Source organism: Streptomyces sp. NPDC104096 (assembly GCF_055584385.1).
Map to the genome: position 1 here is coordinate 18,038 of NZ_JBVJMD010000016.1, position 23,431 is coordinate 41,468.

Genomic DNA, 23,431 nt, shown 5'->3' on the forward strand with positions numbered 1-23,431 from the left:
CCACGCGACAGGGCGCTCACCACGACGGCCGACCTGATCGGGGCGAGCAGACCGGCCTGGCTCACTTCCGTACCGCGTCTCGGCCGTCATGGTCGGGTCGCGGCCCGGAGGGGCGGTCGGCGGACGCCGACGCGGCCCGGTCGTCCCGGTCCGCCTGGACGCGCTGGGGTTCCGAGGCGCCGTCGGCCGCTGGACGTCGCCGTGCGGTCAGTGTCCACGCCACGGCCGTCACCGCCGTCCCTGCCAGCCCGGCCAGCAGTGCCGTGGTGTGTGATCCGGCGCTGTCGGCGGCGCGTGCGACCGGGTTGGGCTGTCCCAACCGGTCCAGCAGCCACCCCAGGGCCGCCGTGCCGGTGAGCACGGCGCCGGTCAGCCGCAGCACCGGCTGTGCGGGCAGGCGTGCCAGCAGCAGCAGTGAGGGCAGGGCGAGGCAGACCAGCAGGAGCTGGACCAGCTCGATGCCGAGGTTGAAGCCGAGGAGGCTGGTCACGAGTTGTCCGGTGGACAGGTGCATCTCGGCCAGGACGAAGGAGAACGCGAGGCCGTGACCGAGTCCGAAGACCGCGGCCACGACCGCCTCCCGGCCCGGGAACAGCGGGCGGACGGCGTGGACGGCGCCGACGAGGATGCTCGCGGCGATGAACGCCTCGACCGGCCAGGCGGGAATGTCCACTCGGCCGAGCGCGCTGGCGGCCAGCGCGACGGAGTGCCCGGTGGTGAAGGCCAGGGTGATGCGGCCGATGCGTACGAGTGCGGCACGCGAGGCCACCAGGCCGTCCCAGCGGTGCCCACGGGCCGCCAGGGGCGCGGGCAGGAGCAGGATCAGCAGGAAGAGCAGATGGTCGGTGCCGGTGAGGATGTGGTCGCCGCCCAGTTCGACCATCGCGCGGAATCCGCGCCAGACGCTGCCGTCGCCGAGGTCGACCTTCAGGGCCGGGACCGTCATGGTCCGGGCGTCGATCCGGATGGTGCCGACCTGGGTGGTGCCCTTGCCGTCGACCCGGCCGGCCGCCCAGTCCTGACGGACCGACACCATGGCTACGTGCGTGACGACTTGGTGGACGATGACGTCGTAGCCGAAGGTGAAGTGCCGTACGTCGGCACCGGCGGGCGGGGTCAGCACGGCCTCGGCGACCAGCTCGCGATACTGGCCGGTCGAGGTCTGTCGGGCGCGGCCGATGCTGAGCGCGCCGACGGTGACCTGCCACCGCGTGCCCGAGGCTGTGGCCGGGCGGATGTGCCGTCCGAGATACGCGCGGACGGCTGCGGCCCTCCGGGACAGCGTGGCCCGGGTGGCGTCGCTCAGGTCGATGCCGCTGGCCACGGCGAACTCGCCGACCGGGAGTTCCAGCCGCGCTTCCACCGCGGCCTGGTGGACGTCGAGTTCCACGACCGAGTGCGGCATCGGATGCGCGGCGGCCGGCGACGCCCCGGTCAGGAGCGCCGCCGGCACCGCGATCGCGATCCCGGCCACCAGGCGTACGAGTGCTGCGGTCAGCCAGGTTCGCGGTCGGGTCATGAGAACGAGAACTCGCTGCCGTAGTCGCGGGTGTGGTCCCGGTACACGGTGTGGTAGTGGATCTTGTCGCGGAAGACCACGCCGTTCTGGCAGACGAACTCGACCCAGACGCTGGGACCGTCGATGCGGACGTAGTCGCCCTGGGTGTCCAGACCCGTGCCGCCGGAGTAGGCGACGTAGGTCTCGGACAGCTCCTTGGCGTACGTCTTCATGAGCCGGTCCGCCGTGGCGTCGTCGACGTCGGCGACCCACGGGTGGATGGCGGCCAGGACCAGCTTCTGCTGCTTGGGCGACAGCTCGCTGACCTTGATGCCTTCCTTGGTCTCCGGGAACTTGCCGTCCTGGCTGGGGCCGAGCAGCACGTCGCCGAAGGACTGGGACAGCTTGGCCTGGGCCAGTTGGCCGGTGCTCAGACTGCCGGTCAGCTTCAGCAGGCCGTCGCGGAACTTCGCGAGCGGCGCGTACGTGGTGCCGTCGTCGGCGGTCCAGCTGGTCGGCTCGACACCCGTGAAGAAGGGGCTGGCACCGGCGGCCTTGCCGTCCTTGTAGGTGATGTTGACGGCGAGGTGGTGGCCGCCGAAGTGCAGCTGCCAGGTGCCGTCCGCCGACGGGGTGCCGAGGAAGGCCAGGTAGTAGGAGCCGCTGCCGTAAGAGAAGCCGCCGGGGCCTCCGCCGCCGGGGCCACCGGAGGGCGGCGCGCCGGTGGGGAGATCGGTGGCGGTCGAGGTGGGTGCGGCCGAGTCCGAGGCGGTCGGTTCCGCGGACGCGGAGTCGGTCGGCTCCGTGGTGGCCGAGCCGGTCGGCTCCGAGGTGGGCGCGCCGGAGGCGGAGCTGGTGGCCTCCGCCGAGGCGAGCACGTCGTCGGCCTTGAGGGTCTGCAGCACGTGCTCGTAGCCGGTGTCCTTGCCGGAGCCGAGGGCGACCTTCAACACGTTTTCCGCCGAGGCCAGTTGGTCATCGGTCAGGGTGCCGAGGCCGATGCCTGGCCGACAGGAGGAACCACACGGCAGATTGGACCAGGCGGTCGCGTTCGCCTGCGAGAAGTCCAGGACCGTGGAGGCCTGTTGGTCGGAGTCCAGCGTGTTCAGGAACGCGTTGGCGGCGCTGACCACGGCTGCGACGCCCTTGGCGTTCTTGTCGACGGGACGCTCGGCGGCCGGCGCCGCGCTCGCCCCACCGGTGGTGGTCGAAGCGTTCGCCACGGCGAATCCGCCGACGGCGAGGGTCACTCCGACGGCCATGCCCGCGATACCCCGCCGAACCCTGCGGCTGCGCACCCGACTTGTTCTCTCTTTGCTCACGACACTCCCTGAGGACGAGGGTGGGAGACGGTGCCGCAGGTTCTTCCGGCGGCACCGTCCAGGACACGCGCGCGATCGACGAGAGAACTATCAGCAATATTGTTGACACCTCAAGGCGCGACCCCTCGGAACGTGTCCCCTTCGGTGGGGTTGCTCCGCGTATTCAGGAAAAGTGCTGGGCTCGTTGACAGGTTGCTCTTATCCGGCTTCCAGCAACCGGCACAGCCGTGAGACACGGGCATCGACAGGGAGTCGACGACCGAGCCCCTCCCGTCTCGGCACCCGCCTCGACTTGCCCCAAGCCGCGGGAGCGCCCGATCGAGCGCGAACGGACGCATCGCCTTCCTCACCGCCGGGAAGTTCACCAACGGCGCGTTCGCAGGAACAGCTCTCATCCGGGAGGCCGTCGAATGACCGCACCGCGCCATCGAGTACGGGCCGTTGCAGGCACCGCCGTGGCATGCGGCCACGGCGGTGCCTGAGGGACCCTCTGTACGCACCCGCGTCCGGCCACGCAGCCGGCGAGCGCCGACTTGGAACGCTCAGCTGCTGACGCGCGTGCAGGTGAGGATCACCGCGCCGCTCTTGAGGACCGTGTGGTCCGCGAGATTCCAGGTTTGAGGGTCGAAGCCGGCCTTGCGGGAGAACAGAGGGATTCCGTCACCGATGGTCAGCGGGCCGACCTTGAGGATCAGCGTGTCGATCTCGGCGTACGGGGAGCCCGCGAGCTCGGCGCCGCCGAGTAGCCAGATGTCCTTGCCGTCCTGCTGTTTGAGCTCGCGCACGGTCGCCACCGGGTCGTCGGCGACCAGTTCGACGGCCGGGCCCGGGCTCTCGGTCAAGGTCCGGGAAAACACCAGGTGACGCAGGTGCGGGTAGGCGTCGGTGATTCCGGCCGACGAGGCGAGTGCCGTGTCGTCGGATCTCGTGAACGTTCGCCCGCGTGCCAGGGCTCGGCTGCTGCTCGAACCAGTCTGCAAACGTTCTCACTTGAAGTGGACGGAGCGACTCGGTGATGCGGCCGGCAGGAAGGACCTGCCGTGCGTCCAGCCCGGCGGAGCGGTCGGCGGACCCTCCCGACGGTCCTCGAGGCATGGCGTTCCGGGGCAGGTCGACGAGTCGCGCAAACTGCGTGGCATCGCGTGCACGGCCTCGGACATGATGTGCGCTGTTGTCCACACAGAGGCGGTTGCCAAGTTGACGCTGTCCCCGGCCACGCAGGCCGTACTCGACCGATGCGCCGGCGATGACGCCCCGGGGGTGGCGCGGCGATGGGAGTCCATGGCCGCCGAGGCCGTGCTCCGACACGGCGGGCCGGCCGATGCGCAGGCGCTTCTTCCGCTGTTCCTCTCGGCGCCCGCCGCGCACGAGGCGCTGGTGCCGGTCCTTGCCCGCCATGGTGACCGGCGGCTGGCCGCGCGCCTTTGGGAGGCGACGGTCGAGGGGGGCCGACTGCGCGACGGCGTGCCTTCCGGCGTGCTCCACGCCGTGGGCCGCCTGGGATACGCCGAGGCCACGCCCCTGCTCTGGGACCACGTCGACGACTCGCACTACGTGTCGAGGGACGCGTGCCTGGGACTGCTGCACCTGCCGTGCGAGGACCTGCGGGACACCATCGCGGAGACGCTGGAGAAGCACGAAGGGGCCGGCCTGTTCCCCGAGTTCCTGCCCGTCCTCGCCCCGAAGACCGAAGACCCGTCGTGGCTGGACCGGCTCGTGGCATGGGGTGAGAACCACGCCTCGGTCGACTGCAACGGCGGCCTGGTCCTGGGTATCTCCCTGCACGGCGACCACGCGCGCTCCGCCTTCACCCGCCTGCTGTGGAACGACCGCTGGGAAGCCTGCGGCAGCGGCACCGGTTCGGCGCTGTGGACCTACGCGGGTACACGCGTACTGGGTCTCGGTCTGCCGCAGCTGTATGCCGACCTGCGGGCACGGTTGCACGCCGACGCCGACCCGGACGTCCAGCGGGACGCTCTCCGTTCCTTCATCACCCTGCTGCAGCTTCGGTGCGCGGGTGTCTGGACCGGTGTGGAGGCGGCCGAAGCCCAGCCCGAGAGCTTCGACACGCTGTACAGCGTGCTGTTCGCACCGACACCCGAGGACAGTGACACGCTCGCCGATCTCGCCGACCGCGTCTTCGGCAGGGACGATCCGTCGGCGGACGAGGCCCACAACCTGGAGACCGCCCTCCACACCGCGGCGGTGCACGAGTGGGCGCTGCGCGCGGCCACTTCACGCTGACGGCCCCCGTGACGTCGGCGCACCGTGGGTCGGCCGAGCTGCTGTCCGTGCCACGGGGACGCCGACGCGGTGGCCCGTCGGAGTCAGCTGCTTTCGGGAACGTGCTGGGGCACTGTCTTCGGTGATCGGCGGGTCAGGGGGAGCAGTGCGGCCGCGGCCAGCGTCGTGAGCAGGCCGAGGAGGACGACGGCCGAGGCCAGGGTGCCGAGCATGCCCTTGGCTGCCAGCAGGGCGAGCGGGCAGGCGAACTCGCCGAGGAAGAAGGCCGCCGTCCACAGGCCGGTGCCACGTCCGCGGTCGGCGAAGTCGAGCCGGGACAGCGCCGTCGTCAGCAGGGAGGGCAGGAGCAGCCCCGTACCGACGCAGTTGACGACGGCTCCGGCGATGAGAAGGGTGATGTGGTCCGTCGCTCCCATCAGCAGAAAGCCCACGGCGCACAGGAGGAAGAGGAGCGGCATACGGCGGCGGGGCCGATCGGTGAGCCTGGTGAAGAGCACCGAGCCCACGACGGTGGCCGCGCTGGCCAGTGCCGTGGCCGCGCCCACCGCGCCGGTGGACCGCACGCCCAGGTCGTCCATGAGGTACGACATCTCCACGGGCACGGTGTAGAAGACCACGGCGCCGAAGACGGTCAGCGCGCAGATCCCCGCCATGCGCCGCAGCGGGAACGGGTGCCGGCCGGATGCCGCCGGCTCGGTCGTCGGACGTGGGGTCGGCAGCACCCGGGCCATCGCCGGAGCGAGCAGCAGTCCGACGGCGTACAGCCAGAAGGGCGCTCGCCAGCCGATCGAGCCCAGGGCCCCGCCCAGGACGAAGAAGAGTGTGGCGGACGCCGATGCGCACATGGTCTGCAGCGCGAGGTACCGGTCGCGGGTCCGGCCGCTGTAGTAGTCGCCGATCAGCGTGGTGCAGCAGGTCATGATGGCCGCTTCGGCGACGCCCACCAGGACGCGGCTGAGCACGATGCCGTGGAGCGATCCCAGCCAGAGCGGGACGGTGCCGAACAGGGCGTACAGCACGGTGGCCACGACCAGCAGGCGCTTGCGGCCGAGCCGGTCGACGAGAACTCCGGCGAACGGGGCGAGCACGGCCAGGGAGAGGGCGGGGACGGTGAGCACGAGGGGGACGAGAGCCTCGGCGCCCGAGACGTGTGCGAAGTGGTCCTGCATACGCGGGAGGACCGGAGCGATGAGGACGGCTCCCAGGATCGGCAGGCAGCTGCCCGCCATCAGCAGCACGGCGGGCAGCCTGCCGCTGACGGCCGGGTCCCCCGCCTGTTCGTGAGCGGGCGGGGCGGCGGAAGCGGGCATGGCGACACTCCGTGGGACGTGAGGGAGGGAAAGGGCCCCGTGCGACGGGCCGGACCGGACCGGGCCGGACCGGGCCGGACCGGATCTGCCGTGGAGGCAGTCCCGCGGGCGGCCGACCGGCGCGGTGGTGTCCCACGACTATGCGTTCCGGGTCCCTGCCTGCCCAGCCCTCACGTCATCCAAGTTGCCGATGCTCCTGATCCAGTGCGTGGATAGCGGTGTCGCGGGCTGCGCCGGGCCCGGCGGTCTCCCGCCCGACGGACCGGCATACGAGGAGTCCCATGAGCCCCGCTCAGTCTTGAGGGCCCAGACGGGCCCCGACGCGGGCGGCGGTCTCGCGCAGCCAGATGTGTGCCGCGTCGTGGGTGTGCACCGGATGCCACCACAGTGCCTCCCGCAGCGGTACGGCTTCGTAGGGCGGCTCCACCACCCGGACGGCGGCGATGGGTTCCATCATCCGGGCCATGCGCTGCTGGACCAGCGCGATGCGCCGGGTGCCGGCGACGAGGAGCGGCAGCGACTGGAAGCTGTCGACGGAGACTTCGACGCGCGGTTCGATGCCGAGCATGCCGAGCTGGCGCACCGCCGGTGCGTCGTACGTGCGCTGGTACGTCACCCAGGGCAGGCGGGCCAGGTCCTTGCGGGTGAGCCGGTCGTCGACGCTCGGGTGGTCCTGCGCAACGAGGAAGACCCACCGGTCGTCGTAGAGGTCGGTGGCGGGGAAGTCGCTGATGACGCCGTGCGGCATGAACAGCCCGTCGCAGGCGCTCAGCAGCGTGGCGGTGTCGTCCACCACGGTCGTCGGGGTCTGCGAGAAGCGCAGCTTGATCCCGGGCGCCTCCTCGTGGATCACGCGGGCCAGTTCGGCGCCGAAGACCGCGACGGCGTAGTCGGACGCCACCAGTCTGAACTCCCGGTCCTCGTTGGCCGGGTCGAAGTCCGCCTGGCTGGCGAAGAGGCGTTCCAGCACGTCGTACGCGGTGGCGGTCCGGTCCAGGAGCACCTGTCCCAGCGCGGTCAGCTCGTAGTGGCCGCCGACGCGGGCGAGCAGGTCGTCGTCGAAGTGCCGGCGCAGCCGGGACAGGGCGGCGCTCATCGCGGGCTGGCTGAGCCCGACGCGCTGCCCGGCACGGGTGACGTTGCGCTCCTCCAGCAGGGCGCGCAGAGCGACGACGAGGTTGAGGTCCAGGCGGGCCAGGTTCATGAGGGTTCCTCTGCAGAGCGATACCGACCCGGAGAGATCCATGGACTGGGGCCATGGAATGGGATCCGTGAAATGGGATCCACGGAATGGATTGAGGTCATCCACAGAATCGATTTCCCTGATCGGTGGTCCGGGGTTCAGATTAGTCGCACCGCAATCAGGAGGACATGTCCGTGAAACCTGAATCCGCGTCCGCACTCTTCGCCGGACCGTTCGCCCTCGCGACTCTCTCGGCCCCCGACGGGCCTCGCTTTCCCGCTCTCGTCACGCCTGACGGCAACGCTCTCGACCTTCGGGCCGCGCTGGGTGACGAACGGCTGACCGTGCTGGACCTGCTGGAGCGCTGGGACGAGATCCTGCCGCAGCTGCGCGCCCTGGCCGCCGACACCGGTGCCGGCCGCACACCGATCACGGACCTTCAGGTGCACGCCCCGGTCGAGCCGCGTCAGATCTTCCAGTCGGGTGCGAACTACCGGCAGCACGTGATCGACCTGCACGTCGCCCACCGCGCCCCCGGCGACGACCGGCCCGAGGCCGAACGGCGGGCGGAGGCGGCCGAGATCATGGACCGGCGGGCGGCCGAGGACCTGCCCTATGTGTTCATCGGCCTGCCCAGCGCGATCACGGGTCCCTACGACGACGTCGTGCTGCCCGCCTGGGCCGAGAAGCCGGACTGGGAGCTGGAACTGGCGGTCGTGATCGGCCGGCCCGCGTACCGGGTGTCCGTCGAAGAGGCGGCCGCACACATCGCCGGCTACACGATCGCCAACGATCTGACCGACCGGTCGACCGTCTTCCGCCGGGACATGCCGCAGATCGGCACCGACTGGCTGCGCAGCAAGAACGCGCCCGGTTTCACGCCGCTCGGCCCGTGGATCGTGCCCGCGGAGTCCATCGCCAACCCCGACGACCTGCGCGTGACGCTGAAGCTCAACGGCGAGACCATGCAGGACGAGTCGACCAAGGACATGATCTTCAAGGTCGCGCGGATGGTGTCGTACGCCTCGCAGACGGCTCATCTCCTCCCGGGCGACCTGGTGCTCACGGGCAGCCCGGCCGGCAACGGCATGCACTGGGGCCGGCTGCTGCGCGACGGCGACGTCATGGACGGCTCGGTCACCGGGCTCGGCGCCCAGCGCACCCGATGTGTGGCGGAGACGAAGGCATGACCGCCGTCGATCCCCGTGACCCGGGGCGCTCGATCGCGCTGGCGGCCAAGGCGTACTCCAACTGGGGCCGTTGGGGCGAGGACGACCGGCTCGGCACCCTGAACTTCCTGGACGAGGACAAGCGCCGCCAGGGCGCCGGGCTCGTCCGGCGCGGGGTCAGCTTCTCGCTGTCGCAGTCCTTCGACATGGACGGCCCGCAGAAGGGCTGGCGGCGGCGCACCAACCCGGTGCACACCATGCTGGACACCGGCACCGACGCAGCCCTCGGCCGGCAGGGGTTCCCGCACGGCATCGGCGGCGCAGACGACGTGATCGCCATGCCGCTGCAGTGCTCCACGCAGTGGGACGGGCTGGGGCACATCTTCGACCACGGCAAGGCGTGGAACGGTCGCGCGGCCGAGGAGGTCGTCACCTCCGACGGCGACCTGGTCACCGGCATCGAGCACATGGCCCCTCATGTGGCCGGGCGCGGCGTGCTCCTGGACGTGGGACGGGTCGTGGGCACCGCGGGCGAGCTGCCCGACGGATTCGCCGTCACCCAGGAGCACCTGACCGCCACCGCCGAGGCGCACGGGGTGAGCGTGGGACGCGGCGACATCGTGCTGGTGCGCACCGGTCAGCTCGCGCGCGTCCGCCGGGACGGGTGGGGCGACTACGCCGGCGGCCCCGCGCCGGGCCTGTCCTTCACCACGGCCGGCTGGCTCCACGGCACCGAGATCGCCGCGATCGCCACCGACACCTGGGGCTTCGAGGTCCGCCCCAACGAGTTCGAGAACGCCTTCCAGCCCCTGCACCAGGTCGCGATACCCAACATCGGACTCCTCATCGGCGAGATGTGGGACCTGGAAGCCCTGGCCGAGGACTGCGCGGAAGACGGCGTGTACGAGTTCTGGCTCACCGCCGCTCCGCTGCGCATCACCGGCGCCGTCGGTTCCCCCGTCAACCCGATCGCGGTCAAGTGACTCGCTCGACAACGGAGTTCCCCATGAACACAGCCCGCACGGTCCTGGTGATCGGCGGTGGCGCCGCCGGTAACGCCATGACCATTCTGCTGCGCCGGGCCGGTCTGAGCGTCGACCTGATCGAGGCGAAGGACGACTGGAACGCCACCGCCGGCTCGGGCATCACCCTGCAGGGCAACGCCCTGCGGGTCCTGCGCGAGCTGGGCGTGTGGCAGGAGGTCAGCGCCTCCGGTTTCGGTTTCGGGTCCGTCGGCATCACCGCTCCCGACGGTACGGTCCTGCACGTCGCCGAGGACATCCGCACCGGCGGCGACGACCTGCCCGCCACCGTCGGCATGCAGCGCCCCCGGCTCCAGCGCATCCTGATCGACGCCGTACGCAGCAGCGGCGCCTCGGTGCGCCTCGGCACCCGCGTCGAGCACCTGGAGCAGGACGACTCCGGTGTGAGCGTGCGCTTCACCGACGGCACCGAGGACCGCTACGACCTGGTGGTCGCCGCCGACGGGATGGGCTCCACCACCCGCGCGGCCATCGGGATCACCGCCAAGCCGGAACCCACCGGCATGGCCATCTGGCGCGTCGCGGTGCCACGGCCGGACGGCGTGACCCGCACGGATCTCGCCTACGGCGGTCCGGCCTACATCGCCGGGTACTGTCCGACGAGCGACACCACGATCTACGCCTACGTGGTCGAGGCCAACCGCGACCGGGCGTCGATCCCGCCGGAGTCCTACGCCGACGAGATGCGCGGCCTCACCGCGGCCTACGGAGGATCCTGGCCGGAGATCACCGAGCACATCACCGATCCGGCGAAGGTCAACTACAGCTGGTTCGACCGGATGCTGGTCGAGGGTTCCTGGCACCGGGGCCGCGTGGTCCTCGTCGGCGACGCCGCCCACTGCTGTCCGCCCACCCTCGCCCAGGGCGCCGCCCTGTCCCTGGAGGACGCCTGGGTGCTCGTGCAGTTGCTGACCGGCGCCGAGGTCTGGGACGACGCGCTCCTCCAGTCGTACTACGACCGGCGGATCGCCCGCGTCCGTCCGGTGGTCGAGGCGTCCGTGCAGATCGGGCAGTGGCAGCTCGACGGCGTACGCGACGCGGACGTGCCCGGTCTCATGGGCCGCACGATGACGATGCTCAGGGAGCTGCCGTGACCGCGCCCACCGTCGACGTCCACGCGCACGTGCTGCTGCCGGAAGTCGAATCACTCGTGGAGGGCCTGCCCGGGCAGGCGACGGCGAGAGCGCTGGACGCGCGGCGCAACGGCCCCGCGGCCCTCGCGGTCAGCGGCCCCATGGTGCGCGAACGCGTCCCGCGGCTCACCGACCCGGCCGCACGGCTGGCCGCGATGGACGCGCAGGGCGTCGACGTCCAGCTCGTCAGCCCCTCCCCCTCGCACTACCACTACTGGACGGACGAGGAGACCGCCGAGAAGCTGTACCGGCTGGCCAACGAGGCGACGGCCACGCACTGTTCGGCCGCCCCGCACCGGCTGCGCGGCCTCGGCCTCGCACCGCTCCAACACCCCGGGCACACGGTGCGCGCGCTCGATCACGCACTGGAACAGGGTCTGGCCGGGGTGGAGATCTCCAGCCACGCCCCTGGCCGGGAACTGTCCGACCCGGCCTACGAGCCGTTCTGGTCCCGGGCGGAGGAGACGGGCGCCGTCGTCTTCCTGCACCCCTTCGGCTGCACGCTGGACGAGCGTCTGGACCAGTGGTACCTGTCCAACACCGTGGGACAGCCCACCGAGAACGCCGTCGCGCTGTCGCACCTGATCTTCTCGGGAGTCCTCGACCGCCACCCGGCGCTGAAGGTGATCGCCGCCCACGGCGGTGGCTATCTGCCCACGCACATCGGCCGCTCCGACCACGCCTGGGCCGCCCGCACCGACGCGTCCGCCGGCTGCGCCCGACCGCCCAGCAGCTATCTGAAGCGCCTGTACTTCGACTCGCTGGTGCACGACCCGTCCGTCCTGCGGGAGTTGATCCGGGTCGCCGGACCCGACCGGGTGCTGCTCGGCTCCGACTTCCCCTTCGACATGGGCACGGAGGACCCCCTCGGCGCGCTGCGCGCCGCGCAGGTCCCCGAGGCCGACTTCGAGGCCATCCGCGGCGGCACCGCCTCCGCCCTGCTCGACCTGACCCTGTCCTGAGGAGGAACCCCATGAGCGCACGACTGCTCACCCATCTGCGGCACGTCGACCTGGCCGTGCCCGACTACGACAGACAACTCGACTTCTACGCGGGCGTCTGGGGTCTGACCAAGGTCGCCGAGGACTCCGGGATCTCCTTCCTCGCCGCGGAGGGCTCCCCCGAGCAGTACGTCGTCCGGCTGCGCAAGGCCGAGGAGAAGCGCCTCGACCTCGTCTCCTACGGAGCCGCCACGCCCGCCGACGTCGACACCCTCGCCGAGCGACTCCTGTCCGGCGGCGTGCGGTTGATCACGCGGCCGGGCACCGTGGACACGCCCGGCGGCGGGTACGGCTTCCGCTTCTTCGACGTGGACGGCCGGACCGTCGAGGTCTCGGCCGACGTGGCGGTACGGCAGCACCGCAAGATCGAGGAGAAGGAGTCGATCCCGGTCAAGCTGTCCCACGTGGTCCTCAACTCCCCCGACCTGGACCGCACCCGCGCCTGGTACGAGACCCACCTCGGCTTCCGGCTCTCCGACACCCTGAGCTCGCCGCACATGGGCGAGGTCATGCACTTCATGCGGATCTCCGACCAGCACCACTCGATGGCCCTGGCGAAGGGCCCGCACACCTCCCTGCACCACGTGTCGTTCGAGATGCGCGGCATCGACGAGTACATGCGCGGCTCCGGCCGGGTCATCCGCGCCGGCTTCCAGAAGATCTGGGGCCCCGGCCGCCACATGGCCGGCGACAACACCTTCACGTACTTCCTCGACCCGCACGGCAACACCGTCGAGTACACCACCGAGCTGGAGTGCCTGGACGAGGACACCTGGCACCCGCACGTCTACGACTTCTCCCAGCCCGAGGTCACCGACCAGTGGGGCACCGCCAACCCGATGAACGAACTGGTCGCCAAGGAGTCCTTCAACGACCCCGACCGCGGCTGCTTCGTCGCCCCGCCGGTCTGATCCCTCCCCGAACTCCCGGGGCGCGACGGCCTGTCGCCTGACCTGACACACAGCGCCGCGCCCCGGGCCGAGCCCCAGCCAGGAGCTGCTCATGCGCTTCGTCGCCTACGAACACCAGCACCAGCCCCGCGTCGCCGTGGTCGACGACGACGGCGTGCTGTATCCCGTGCCCGGCGTCCGCTCGTTGACCGAGGTCATCGCCGCCGGGGACGGTCTGTCCTCGCTCCTCGACCTCGGTGCCGCCACCCTCGACGTCGCCCCGGGCCCGCACGTCTCCCAGGTACGCCTGCTGCCACCGCTGCGGCCCGCGTCCGTGCGGGACTTCGTCACGTTCGAGGAGCACGTCGAAGGCGTACGCCGCTCCGTGGAGGGCACCGGAGGGGTGCCCGAGCAGTGGTACGCCGCGCCCACCTTCTACTTCACCAACCCGCACGCGATCTACGCCTCGGGTGACGACATCCCGATGCCGCCGGGCTCCGCCGTCCTGGACTTCGAGCTGGAGGTCGCCGCGGTCATCGGCCGCGAGGGCCGCGACCTCACGCCCGACCAGGCACGCGACCACATCATCGGCTACACGGTCTTCAACGACTGGTCCGCACGGGACCTGCAGTCCGCCGAGATGAAGGTCGGACTCGGCCCGTGCAAGGGCAAGGACACCGCCACCACCCTCGGCCCCTGCCTGGTCACCGCCGACGAGCTCGAGCCGTACCGGGACGAGGAGGGCTTCCTGAGGCTGGAGCTCACTGCCGAGGTCAACGGCGAGGTCGTCGGCAGGGATCTGCTGTCCAACATGAGCTGGACGTTCGAGGAGATGGTCGCCTACGCCTCCCGCGGCACCCGGGTCGTCCCGGGCGACGTGCTCGGCTCCGGTACCTGCGGCAACGGCGGCTGCCTCGCCGAGCTGTGGGGCGTACGCGGGGAACGGACCCCGCCGCCGCTCGAGCCCGGCGACACCGTCACGCTCACGGTCGAAGGCATCGGCTCCGTGACCAACACCGTCGTCCCCGGCGCCGACCCCGTGCCCCTCCCCGCCGGCCGGCGCCGCTCCCGGGAGAGGCCGTGAGCGACCTGCACCCCAAGCGGCTGCTCGGCAAGGTCGTCGTGGTCACCGGAGCCGCCCGCGGCCAGGGCGCCGCCGAGGCCGAGGCGCTGGTGCGGGAGGGAGCCCGCGTCGTCGCCACCGACGTCACGTCCGCCGAGGGCTGTCGTCGCCTCGACGTCACCAGCGAGCAGGACTGGGCCGAGCTGGCCGCCGAGCTCCAGGAGACGTACGGGCAGGTGCACGGCCTGGTGAACAACGCCGGCATCACCTGGCGCGCCCGCGTCGGCGACGTGCGCCCGAAGGATCTGGCCCGGGTCCACGCGGTCAACGTGACGGGCCCGTTGCTCGGCATCCAGCACCTCGCGCCGCTCATGCCGCCCGGCGCGTCCATCGTGAACGTGGGATCCTCGGCGGCCCTCACCGCTCACTACCCGGTCGCCTACACGACCAGCAAATGGGCCCTGCGCGGCCTGTCGAAGACCGCGGCCACGGAACTCGGCCCGCGCGGCATCCGCGTCAACACGATCCACCCCGGCTACATCGAGACCGAGATGACCGCCTCCGCCGCACCCGTCTTCCGCGACGCCAACATTCGCGAGACCCCGCTCGGGCGCACGGGCACCGCGGCCGAGGTGACCCCGCTGGTCGTCTTCCTCCTGTCGAGCGAGTCCTCCTTCATCACCGGTGCGGAGATCGCCGTGGACGGCGGCCTGACCGCGCACGGCGGCGTGAAGTCCGTGTCGGACGCGCTCCTCGGGGAGGCCGGCGCATGAAGCGGCTCGACGGCAAGGTGGCCTTGATCTCCGGGACCGCCCGCGGCCAGGGGCGGGCCGCGGCGTTGCGTTTCGCGGCCGAGGGCGCGCTCGTCGTGGGCGGTGACCTGCTGCACGAGGAGGCACTCGACACGCAGCGCCTCATCGCCCGCGAAGGCGGGACCGCGCTGACCCCCGGCCCCCTGGACGTCACCGACGAGCGGTCCGTCTCCTCCTGGGTCGAGGAAGCCGTGGACGCCTTCGGCGGCATCGACATCGTCTACGCCAACGCGGGCGCCGTCCGCTTCGGACCGGTCGACAGCCAGCCCTACCAGGACTTCGCCTTCACCATGCGGGCCGAACTGGACTCGGTGTGGCTGACCGTACGGTCCGCCTGGCCGCATCTGCGGCGCAGCCGCGGCTGCGTCCTCACCGTCGGCTCCACCGCAGGGCTCACCGGCTCGCTCACCAACCAGCGGACCGCGCACTCCGCCTCCAAGGGCGCCGTCATCGCGCTGACCCGCCAACTCGCCGCCGAAGGCGCCCCGCACGGCATCCGCGCCAACTGCGTCAGCCCCGGCCTGATCGACACCGCGGGCTCCCGCACCAATCTCCTCTCCGACGACCACCCGATGCGCGCCATCGCCCGCCACATCCCGCTCGGCCGCGTCGGAGACCCCGACGACGTCGTCAACGCCGCCGTCTTCCTCGCCTCCGACGAAGCCGCCTACATCACGGGGGCCAACCTCGTCGTCGACGGCGGCTGGTCCGCCGTCCTGCCCGGCGCGAGCCCCTGAAAGGACTTCCTCCGCATGAACAAGGTCCGAGCGAGCGCCGCGGAAGCGGTCGCCGACATTCCCGACGGCGCCTCGCTGGCCGTCGGCGGTTTCGGTCTCAGCGGCGTACCCGAAACCCTCATCCGCGCCCTGTACGCGCACGGCGCCGGGGATCTGAAGGTCGTCTCGAACAACTGCGGCGTCGACGGCCGCGGCCTCGGCGTACTCCTCGCCGCGCACCGCATCAGCAGGGTCACCGGCTCCTACGTCGGCGAGAACAAGGAGTTCGCCCGGCAGTACCTGTCCGGAGAGCTCGAGGTCGAACTGGTGCCCCAGGGCACGCTGGCCGAGCGCCTGCGGGCCGGCGGTGCGGGTATTGCGGCCTTCTTCACCCCGGCAGGCGTCGGTACGCAGGTCGCCGCGGGCGGACTGCCCTGGCGGCACTCGCCCGACGGCTCGGTCGCCGTGGCCTCCCCGCCCAAGGAGACCCGCGACTTCGGGGGCCGCACGCACGTCCTGGAGCACGGCATCGTCACCGACTTCGCCCTCGTACGGGCCTGGCGCGGCGACCGCCACGGCAACCTCGTCTTCCGGAAGGCCGCCGCCAACTTCAACCCGCCGGCCGCCATGGCCGGCCGCGTCACGGTCGCAGAGGTCGAGGAACTCGCCGAACCCGGAGAACTGCGCCCCGACGAGATCCACCTGCCCGGCATCTACGTCCAGCGGATCGTGGCGCTCACCGCCGAGGAAGCCGCCGACAAGAAGATCGAGAAGAGGACGGTACGTTCCTGATGGCCTGGACCCGCGACCAGATGGCCGCCCGCGCCGCCGCCGAACTCACCGACGGCTCCTACGTCAACCTGGGCATCGGCCTGCCGACGCTGATCCCCGGCCACCTGCCGGCCGGCGTGCACGTGGTCCTGCACTCCGAGAACGGCATCCTCGGCACGGGCCCCTACCCCACCGAGACAGAGGTCGACGCCGACCTCGTCAACGCGGGCAAGGAGACCGTCACCGTCCTGCCCGGCGCGAGCTTCTTCGACTCCGCCCTCTCCTTCGGCATGATCCGCGGCGGCCACATCGACACGGCCGTACTGGGTGCCATGCAGGTCTCGGAACGGGGCGACCTGGCCAACTGGATGATCCCCGGCAAGATGGTCAAGGGCATGGGCGGCGCCATGGACCTCGTCCACGGCGCCCGGCGGGTCATCGTCCTCATGGAACACACCGCCAAGGACGGCAGCCCCAAGATCCTCGAGGAATGCACCCTCCCGCTCACCGGAGAGCAGTGCGTGCACCGCGTCATCACCGGCCTCGGCGTCCTCGACATCACCCCGGAGGGCCTCACCCTCGTCGAAACCGCCCCCGGCGTCACGATCGAGGACGTCACCGCCTGCACGAACGCGCCGCTCCGCGTGGACAGCACCACTGCCGTGTGAACGTGCCACGGCAGTTCACCGGCCGGTGCGAGTGGCAAGGCCCGTGGCCAGGGGGACGTCCCCCTGGCCACGGGCCGACTTGCGCTCGCGCCCCCGCGACGGGCTCCGGCTCAGTCCTGCTCTGCCCGTGAAAGCAGTGACGCGAGCCTGCCCGCCCCCCTCACGGCGAGTGCGACGCCGGTCAGGGTCGGATTGCAGGCGTTCGCCGTCGGGATCAGGCCGTTGCCGGCGAGGACCAGGCCCTCCACGCCCCAGGGACGCGAGTACGTGTCGCACACGCTGTGTCCGTCGTCGGCGGCTCCCATCCGGAAGGTGCCCATGTAGTGCAGCGAGCTGCCCGCCGGCATCACGCGCGGCATGCCCGGCAGGAAGTCGCCGAAGAGTGCCGCGGTGCGGGTGGCCACCGATCGCGCGGTGGCCAGTTCCGCCTCCTCGCGTTCGGTGAGGTCGTAGGCGATCCGGATGCCCGGCAGGCCGAACTCGTCCGGCGCGTCGTCGTCGAAGATCAGCCGGTCGGTGTCCCGGGGCCACTTGCGTACGCCCCAGCCCATGCCGATGTAGCCGTCCGGGTTGTTCGCCTGGGGATGGGCCGGCGGCAGGGGGACGGGGCAGGTCGGGCTGAACATCAGCTGGGCGTGGAAGGGGTGCTCCGTGTCGCTGAAGCCGAGGTTGACGGCCGTGGTGATCGGGTCGACGTGCTCCGGCGAGGTCCTGGGAAGGACCCCGGGCCGTACCGCCACCACGCCGAACAGGAGCGGGTGTTCGGTGAGGTGACGCCCCAGCGCGGGTGGCCGGATGCCGGAGGCCCACAGCAACCGGGGGGTGCGGACCGCGTCGGCGGCGACCACCACGGCGTCCGCGGTGAACTGCTCCGCCTCCCCGGAGTCCAGGTCGTGGAGTACGGCTCCTGTCACCCGGTTCCCGGACAGCAGCAGCCGGGTGCACAGGGTGCGGGGGCGCAGGCGGACGCGGCTCGCCCGGCCGAGGATCACGTCGGTGCCGCCCCAGCGCAGTGTGCCGTCGGCCCGGCTGTCCGCCGCGACCGGCAGTCGGCGCACCGGGAAGGTCGGGAACTCCTCGGCGAGCAGTTCGAGCAGGGTCTCGGTCCGGGGGATGCTCGAGAACGCGGTGTGGTTGGTGTGCAGCAGTCGTTCGGCGGCGGCGAGGTGCTCGTCCCATTCGACGGGGTCGATGAAGTCGATCCGCTCGCTGCCGGTCGGCCGCGGGGTGGCGCAGGTCCAGTGGGCGCCCTGGCCGCCCACGCAGGTGGAGACCGCTGCCGCCGGCATTCCCGCGGAGCCGGGTGCGGGACTGCCGATGAGGTGTGTGCCGTGCCGCGCGGTGACGGTGCCCTCGACGGCGCTGCCCTGGGGGATGCCGGCGACGCCCGCGGTGCCCGCCCGTCCCTGCGACGCGTCGCGCGCGGCGGCCTGTGCGGCGGGATCGGGGATGTTCTTGACGTTCATGCCGGGCGGCTCGGTGAGCCGGGGTCCGGCGTCCACCACGGTCACCTCGGCGTGCGGCAGCGCCTCGGACAGGAGGCGGGCGTAGGTCGCGCCGGTGGGTCCGCTGCCCACGACGAGGACGCGGTTCCGGGCGGGGGCGGTGTCGTTCATGCGTGCTCCAGAAGCCTCTTGCACATCCGCTGGTGCGCGGCCACCTGGTCGAAGGCGTCGTGGCGGGCGGTGTACGCGTGGGCTTCGTACTCGCTGGAGATGAAGCCGGTGTAGTGCTGCGCGCGCAGGACGTCGAGGACGGCCGGGTAGTCGATCGAGGGGTCCTGTCCGTCCACGACGCCGTAGAACTTGCCGTGGATGTGGACGACGTGCGGGAAGAAGTCGGCCCACTGGCGGGGCTCCATCCGCCCGTGCATGGTGAGCAGCATCTTCAGGTGGCCGATGTGGTCGGGGCGGGCGCCGAGTGCGGTGGCTCGTTGCTCCAGTTCGCCGAACTTGGCGAAGGTCGGGCCCGGTTCGGCCCAGACCCGGGTGGCGAGTGCGGTGAGCTCGGCCGGGACGCCGGCAGCGCGGTGGGCGTCGGCGACGGCCTCCGGGACGGCTCTCATGCTGGCGCTGAAGTCCGGGATGAATCCGAGCCATTCGGTGTCGAGGCGGGTGAACAGTTCCTTGAGCGCGGCGACGGGCGGCGCGTCCAGGGTGAGCGGGCTGTGGATCTCGACACCGATGCGTACGCCCAACTCCTCGGCGAGCGGCAGCAGTCGGATGAGTACGGCCGGTGTGCACTCCGCGCCGACACGGACCACCGGGAATCCCATGGCGGCGGCGCCACGGAGCTGTACGGCGAGGTAGTCGTACGCTTCGGCGCCGGTGAGGAGCCGGCCGGGGCGCAGCGCGAGGTCGAGGTTGACGGCGAGGCAGGAGGGGGTCAGGCCGGCTTCGTCGATGGTGTCGCGCACGGCGCGCAGCAGTGTGTCGTCGGGGCGCGGCCAGCCGCGCAGGCTCTGGAAGGCGACCATCTCCAGCCCTGGTCCCAGGCCTTGCCTGCCGATCTCCCGGATCATGGTGAACACGTCGTTGCCGGGGCGGCGTTGTTCGAGGGTGAGGCTGAACAGGGTGGTGCCGAGGCGCGGCAGCCCGGCGTCGGTCTCGGTCACGGTCGCCTCGCGGTCAGGGTGCGGTCGGTTCGGCTGGTGGCCGGCAGGGGTTGCCGGTCGGGGCCGGTGAGGATGTACGGGATGGACAGGCCGAGTTCGAGCTGGACGCGGTGCTCGGCGGCGTCCCCCGGGCCCCCGGGGATGTGCAGGACGAGCGGGTCGGTGGTGAACCAGTACTCCTGGTCCAGTTCGGCGAGTTCGGCGCGCGTGCGGCGGACTCCGTTGACCGTGACCTGCGGAACGGTGGGAACGCCGTCCAGGATGAGGTCGATGCGGGAGATGCAGGTCAGCGGCAGGGCCCGGTACCAGTGGGTGTGGACGGAGATGTCGAGGCCGTCGGGGGTGGCGGTGAGGGCGTCGTCGCGCAGCACCTGGTCGTCGAGGGGGCCCATCACTGTTCTCCCTTGCGGCTGCGGGCGCTGCCGCGGCGGGTGCGGCGCGGGCCGTGCCGGTGGGTGGTGTCGGGGTCGAGCACGTTCAGCCCTTCTGGCTCTCGGTGGTGACGGAGAGGTAGGAGTGTTCGATGGCGGCGCGGTCACGTCGGAGCTCCTCGCCGGTGCCGGACAGGGCGACCCGGCCGCGTTGCAGGACGTAGCCGCGGTCGGCGACGTCGAGGACGAGGCGGACCTGCTGTTCGACGAGCAGCACCGCGCAGCCGGAGGCGGCCAACTCCCTTACGGCGCCGAGCAGTCGGTGCACGACGATCGGTGCCAGGCCGAGGGAGAGTTCGTCGGCGAGGAGCAGCTTGGGGCGGGCTGCCAGGACCCGCCCCAGGCCGAGCATCTGCTGTTCGCCTCCGGACAGGAGGCCGGCGGGGCGGTCGAGCAGGCGCTCCAGTTCGGGGAAGGCGGCCAGGGCGAGGTCGATGGAGCCGCGTCCCAGGCGCAGGTTCTCCCGGGTGGTGAGGGTGCGGAAGACGGACTTGTCGTCGGTGAGCAGGGCGAGGCCGCGTGCGGCGCGGTCGCGCAGGTCCTCACGCGGGTCGGCGGAGCCGAGCACTTCGAGTTCTCCGCCGAGGGGTTCGAGGGCTCCGGCGGCGGTGAGCAGGGCGGTGGTCTTGCCGGCGCCGTTGGCGCCCATGAGCGCCACGATCTCTCCAGGGTGCACCTCCAGGTCGAGGTCGTGCACGACGGCGACCTCGCCGTATCCGGCGGTGAGGCCGCGGGTGCGCAGGGCCGGGGTCATGGCTGCTCCTTCGGCGTGGTGTTCGCGCCGGCCGGCGCGGGCTGCGCGCCACCGAGGTAGGCGTCGACGACGCGGGGGTCGGCCAGCACCTCGTCCGGTGTGCCGGCGGCGATCTGCTTCCCGAAGTCGAGGGCGATGGCACGGTCGGAGACGCGTCGTACGAGTTCGACGTCGTGCTCGACCAGGAGGACGGCGATGCCCCAGTCGTCGGCCAAGTGGCGGATCAGGTCGCCCACTTGGGTGCGTTCGACTTCGGACAGTCCCGCGGCGGGTTCGTCGAGCATGAGGACCTTGGGTGCTGCGGCGACCGCCCGCGCGATGGCGACCAGATGGCGGATGCCGTACGCCAGTTCGTCGGGCCGCTGGTGCAGGTGCTCGGCGAGTCCGAAGGTGTCGATGGCGGCGACGGTGGCGGGGGTGATGTGGCCGCGGTCGGGGTGGACGAGGTCGGCCAGGTAGGACAGCGCGTCCGTCGGGTCGCTCGCGCAGCGCAGGTTGTCGAGGACGGTCATGTCCTCGAGCAGTTCCAGGGACTGGAAGGAGCGGGTCAGGCCGCTCCGGGTGCGGCGGAAGGCGGGCAGCCCGGACAGGGGCCGCTCGTCCAGGGCCACGGTGCCGCCGCTGGGGACGAATCCGGAGACGGCGTCCATCAGCGTCGTCTTGCCGGCGCCGTTGGGTCCGATGACGGCGACGACCTCACCGGGGTCGAGGGTGAAGGTGACGCCGTCGACGGCCGTGACGCTGCCGAAGCGGACGGTCACGTCCTCGACCGCCAGGCGGCCTCCTGTGGAGCGGGGCACGGTGGCGCGCGCGGCCGCGATCTGGGCGTCGACCGCCGCGGCCTGACGGCGGACGAGGGGGGCCGGCAGTCGCAGGCCCGGCTTGCGGGGGCGCACTCGGCCGAGGAGCGCGACCCCTCGTGACGGCTTCTTCTTCCGCTGTGGGTGGGCGATCACGTCGGCGATGCCGTTGGGCTGCACGATGACCTGGACGATGAGTCCGATGCCGAGGATCAGTACGAGGTACTGGGCGATGTCGAACAGCCAGGTGTTGGCCACGGCCGTTGCCAGGCCGCCGTTCTGGCCGATGCCGCCGAGCAGGGCTCCGGGGATGTAGCCGATACCGCCGATGACCGACTGGATCAGGCTGTTGACCGAGGTGAGCGGGTCGTAGGAGGCGAAGGTGAGGGTCGGGTTGCGGAAGGCGCCGAGGACCCCGCCGATACCGGCGATCACTCCGGCCAGGACGAAGGCGTACAGCTTGGTGGAGGCGACGTCCACGCCGAGCGCCGCGGCGGCGCGTTCGTTGGTGCGTACGGCGAGCATGCGCCGGCCCACGCGGCCGCGGCGCACGTTGGCGACCACGAGCGCGAGCAGGACGAAGGCCAGGCCGCACACGATGGCGTAACGGGCCGGGTAGACGATCGAGTTGATGTCCATGCCGAAGACGTTCTGGAAGCCGACCTCCAGGCCGCCGGCGCCGCCGTTGAGCTTGTTGTTGCGCAGGATGACGGCGTTGATGGCCACTCCGAAGCCGAGGGTGGCCACCGCGAGGCTGACGCCCCGGGCGCGCAGGGCGGGCAGTCCCACGGCGAGCGCGACGGGGATCGCGGCGGCGCCGCCGACGACGACGGCCAGCAGGAACGGCATCCCGGTGGAGGCCAGGAGCCGTCCGGCGATGATGGCGCCGACGCCGGCGATGGGCACCTGGGCGAGGGAGAGCTGACCCGCGTATCCGGTGACGACGACCTGGGACAGCAGGATGACCGAGGTGACGAGGGTGACGGTCAGACCGTCGAGCAGGTCGACGCCGAGCAGGGTCTGTACGGCGACCACGGCGAGGACGGTCACGACCAGGAGCCGGACCGGGCGGACCTTGCCGCTGCCGACGCGGGGCAGCCGCTCGTTGACGTGGCTGCGCAGGGGCAGCGAGCGGCCCATGAGCACGAGCACGCCGATGATCACGAGGAACGGTACGGCGTCGCCGATGCCGGTGACGTCGAGGTAGTGCGCGCACAGGGCTTGGAGGACACCGAGGGTGATGCCGCCGAGGAGGGTGAGCGGGAAGGAGCGCAGGCCGCCCAGGACGGCGCCGGCCAGGGTGGGGATGATCAGCAGGGCGAAGCTGTTGGGCTGGAGTTGCAGGCTCGGCGCGAGGGCGATGCCGGCCACGCCGGCGAGTGCGCCGCCCAGGGCCCAGTTCACGGCGCGCAGCCGGCCGACGCGCCAGCCGAGCGCGGCGAGCGAGCGGGGGCTCTCGGCGACGGCGGAGGTCGCCAGGCCGAACCGGGTGTACTTGAACACGGCCCACAGGGCGGTGGTCAGCGCGCACGAGAAGACGAAGAGGATGAGCTGGTCGGCGCCGACGGCGACGGGTCCGGCGTGGATCGACGTGGTGGGCAGGTAGGGCTGGGGGATCCTCAGCGCGCTGCCGTAGGTGAGCACGATCGCCTGCTGGAGGACGACGAACACGCCCAGGGTGGCGATCACCCGGGTGAGCGTGGAGCTTTCGGCGAGCGGGCGGATCACCAGGACGTGGACCAGCCAGCCGAGCGCGGCCGAGGCGAGGACGCCTGCGGGTATGGCGATCAGGTGGCTGAGACCGAGGCTGTCGGCGACGGAGTACATGAGGTAGCCGCCGGCCATCGCCACGGAGCCGTGGGCGAAGTTGATGACCCCCGAGCTCCGGAAGACGGCGACGACGCCCATGGCGCTGATCGCGTAGATGCCTCCGGTGGCGCAACCGAGAACGAGCAACTGCAGGAAGAGATTCATGACTTGGCCTCACTCCGGTGGACCGGGGCCGGCGG

At 71.6% G+C, this 23,431-nt stretch carries 20 protein-coding genes and 1 pseudogene; 11 read left to right on the forward strand and 10 right to left on the reverse strand.

Annotation, left to right across the window (positions count from 1 at the left end):
• Nucleotides 1-61 precede the first annotated feature (61 nt).
• The 3 genes and pseudogenes from ACZ60B_RS18505 to ACZ60B_RS18515 form a co-directional block, all read right to left on the reverse strand.
• Nucleotides 62-1,519 (reverse strand): HupE/UreJ family protein, encoded by a 1,458-nt coding sequence (locus ACZ60B_RS18505; RefSeq protein WP_469388174.1) that lies wholly within the window; start codon nucleotides 1,517-1,519, stop codon nucleotides 62-64.
• Complete coding sequence (locus ACZ60B_RS18510; RefSeq protein ID WP_469388176.1) at nucleotides 1,516-2,760, reverse strand: DUF3500 domain-containing protein; 1,245 nt, start codon at nucleotides 2,758-2,760, stop codon at nucleotides 1,516-1,518. The genes ACZ60B_RS18505 and ACZ60B_RS18510 overlap by 4 nt, the downstream gene beginning before the upstream one ends.
• A 602-nt stretch (nucleotides 2,761-3,362) precedes the next feature.
• Nucleotides 3,363-3,716, reverse strand: a pseudogene (locus ACZ60B_RS18515) (dihydrofolate reductase family protein); the annotation flags it as partial.
• A 385-nt stretch (nucleotides 3,717-4,101) separates the two neighbouring features.
• On the opposite strand from ACZ60B_RS18515, the gene ACZ60B_RS18520 reads away from it, so the two are divergent.
• Nucleotides 4,102-5,064 (forward strand): hypothetical protein, encoded by a 963-nt coding sequence (locus ACZ60B_RS18520; protein WP_469388177.1) that lies wholly within the window; start codon nucleotides 4,102-4,104, stop codon nucleotides 5,062-5,064.
• An 83-nt stretch (nucleotides 5,065-5,147) separates the two neighbouring features.
• On the opposite strand, the gene ACZ60B_RS18525 is transcribed toward ACZ60B_RS18520, so the two are convergent.
• Together ACZ60B_RS18525 and ACZ60B_RS18530 are read right to left on the reverse strand one after the other, a co-directional pair.
• The gene (locus tag ACZ60B_RS18525) at nucleotides 5,148-6,374 is read right to left on the reverse strand and encodes an MFS transporter (RefSeq protein ID WP_469388179.1); all 1,227 of its coding nucleotides are present in this window, start codon (nucleotides 6,372-6,374) and stop codon (nucleotides 5,148-5,150) included.
• A 292-nt stretch (nucleotides 6,375-6,666) separates the two neighbouring features.
• The gene (locus tag ACZ60B_RS18530) at nucleotides 6,667-7,578 is read right to left on the reverse strand and encodes a LysR family transcriptional regulator (protein ID WP_469388181.1); all 912 of its coding nucleotides are present in this window, start codon (nucleotides 7,576-7,578) and stop codon (nucleotides 6,667-6,669) included.
• 167 nt (nucleotides 7,579-7,745) lie between these two features.
• On the opposite strand from ACZ60B_RS18530, the gene ACZ60B_RS18535 reads away from it, so the two are divergent.
• The 10 genes from ACZ60B_RS18535 (at nucleotide 7,746) to ACZ60B_RS18580 (ending at nucleotide 16,823) form a co-directional block, all read left to right on the forward strand.
• Nucleotides 7,746-8,747, forward strand: a complete 1,002-nt coding sequence (locus ACZ60B_RS18535) for a fumarylacetoacetate hydrolase family protein (protein ID WP_469388182.1) — start codon at nucleotides 7,746-7,748, stop codon at nucleotides 8,745-8,747.
• Nucleotides 8,744-9,709 (forward strand): cyclase family protein, encoded by a 966-nt coding sequence (locus ACZ60B_RS18540; protein ID WP_469388184.1) that lies wholly within the window; start codon nucleotides 8,744-8,746, stop codon nucleotides 9,707-9,709. The genes ACZ60B_RS18535 and ACZ60B_RS18540 overlap by 4 nt, the downstream gene beginning before the upstream one ends.
• Before the next feature lie 23 nt (nucleotides 9,710-9,732).
• Complete coding sequence (locus ACZ60B_RS18545; RefSeq protein ID WP_469388186.1) at nucleotides 9,733-10,863, forward strand: FAD-dependent oxidoreductase; 1,131 nt, start codon at nucleotides 9,733-9,735, stop codon at nucleotides 10,861-10,863.
• Complete coding sequence (locus ACZ60B_RS18550; protein WP_469388187.1) at nucleotides 10,860-11,864, forward strand: amidohydrolase family protein; 1,005 nt, start codon at nucleotides 10,860-10,862, stop codon at nucleotides 11,862-11,864. The genes ACZ60B_RS18545 and ACZ60B_RS18550 overlap by 4 nt, the downstream gene beginning before the upstream one ends.
• An 11-nt stretch (nucleotides 11,865-11,875) precedes the next feature.
• Nucleotides 11,876-12,814: a VOC family protein gene (locus ACZ60B_RS18555; protein WP_469388189.1), complete on the forward strand. Its 939-nt coding sequence runs from the start codon at nucleotides 11,876-11,878 to the stop codon at nucleotides 12,812-12,814.
• A 91-nt stretch (nucleotides 12,815-12,905) separates the two neighbouring features.
• Nucleotides 12,906-13,877 (forward strand): fumarylacetoacetate hydrolase family protein, encoded by a 972-nt coding sequence (locus tag ACZ60B_RS18560; RefSeq protein WP_469388191.1) that lies wholly within the window; start codon nucleotides 12,906-12,908, stop codon nucleotides 13,875-13,877.
• Nucleotides 13,874-14,629 carry an SDR family NAD(P)-dependent oxidoreductase gene (locus tag ACZ60B_RS18565; protein ID WP_469388192.1) on the forward strand — a complete coding sequence of 252 codons (756 nt, stop codon included), beginning with the start codon at nucleotides 13,874-13,876 and terminating at the stop codon, nucleotides 14,627-14,629. Before ACZ60B_RS18560 ends, ACZ60B_RS18565 begins: the two co-directional genes overlap by 4 nt.
• Nucleotides 14,626-15,405, forward strand: coding sequence for an SDR family NAD(P)-dependent oxidoreductase (locus ACZ60B_RS18570; RefSeq protein WP_469388194.1), 780 nt, complete (start codon nucleotides 14,626-14,628; stop codon nucleotides 15,403-15,405). Before ACZ60B_RS18565 ends, ACZ60B_RS18570 begins: the two co-directional genes overlap by 4 nt.
• Nucleotides 15,406-15,420: 15 nt before the next feature.
• Nucleotides 15,421-16,176, forward strand: a complete 756-nt coding sequence (locus ACZ60B_RS18575; RefSeq protein ID WP_469388196.1) for a CoA transferase subunit A — start codon at nucleotides 15,421-15,423, stop codon at nucleotides 16,174-16,176.
• The gene (locus ACZ60B_RS18580) at nucleotides 16,176-16,823 is read left to right on the forward strand and encodes a CoA transferase subunit B (RefSeq protein WP_469388198.1); all 648 of its coding nucleotides are present in this window, start codon (nucleotides 16,176-16,178) and stop codon (nucleotides 16,821-16,823) included. The genes ACZ60B_RS18575 and ACZ60B_RS18580 overlap by 1 nt, the downstream gene beginning before the upstream one ends.
• Before the next feature lie 110 nt (nucleotides 16,824-16,933).
• Here the strand turns inward: ACZ60B_RS18580 and ACZ60B_RS18585 are convergent, their stop codons facing one another.
• The 5 genes from ACZ60B_RS18585 to ACZ60B_RS18605 form a co-directional block, all read right to left on the reverse strand.
• Nucleotides 16,934-18,439, reverse strand: a complete 1,506-nt coding sequence (locus tag ACZ60B_RS18585; protein WP_469388200.1) for a GMC oxidoreductase — start codon at nucleotides 18,437-18,439, stop codon at nucleotides 16,934-16,936.
• Complete coding sequence (locus ACZ60B_RS18590; RefSeq protein WP_469388202.1) at nucleotides 18,436-19,437, reverse strand: sugar phosphate isomerase/epimerase family protein; 1,002 nt, start codon at nucleotides 19,435-19,437, stop codon at nucleotides 18,436-18,438. Before ACZ60B_RS18590 ends, ACZ60B_RS18585 begins: the two co-directional genes overlap by 4 nt.
• Nucleotides 19,434-19,829: a C-glycoside deglycosidase beta subunit domain-containing protein gene (locus ACZ60B_RS18595; protein ID WP_469388203.1), complete on the reverse strand. Its 396-nt coding sequence runs from the start codon at nucleotides 19,827-19,829 to the stop codon at nucleotides 19,434-19,436. Before ACZ60B_RS18595 ends, ACZ60B_RS18590 begins: the two co-directional genes overlap by 4 nt.
• 85 nt (nucleotides 19,830-19,914) lie before the next feature.
• Entirely contained in the window at nucleotides 19,915-20,622 is a 708-nt protein-coding gene (locus tag ACZ60B_RS18600) for an ABC transporter ATP-binding protein (RefSeq protein ID WP_469388205.1), read from the reverse strand.
• Nucleotides 20,619-23,396 carry an ABC transporter permease subunit gene (locus ACZ60B_RS18605; protein WP_469388207.1) on the reverse strand — a complete coding sequence of 926 codons (2,778 nt, stop codon included), beginning with the start codon at nucleotides 23,394-23,396 and terminating at the stop codon, nucleotides 20,619-20,621. The genes ACZ60B_RS18600 and ACZ60B_RS18605 overlap by 4 nt, the downstream gene beginning before the upstream one ends.
• Nucleotides 23,397-23,431 lie beyond the last annotated feature (35 nt).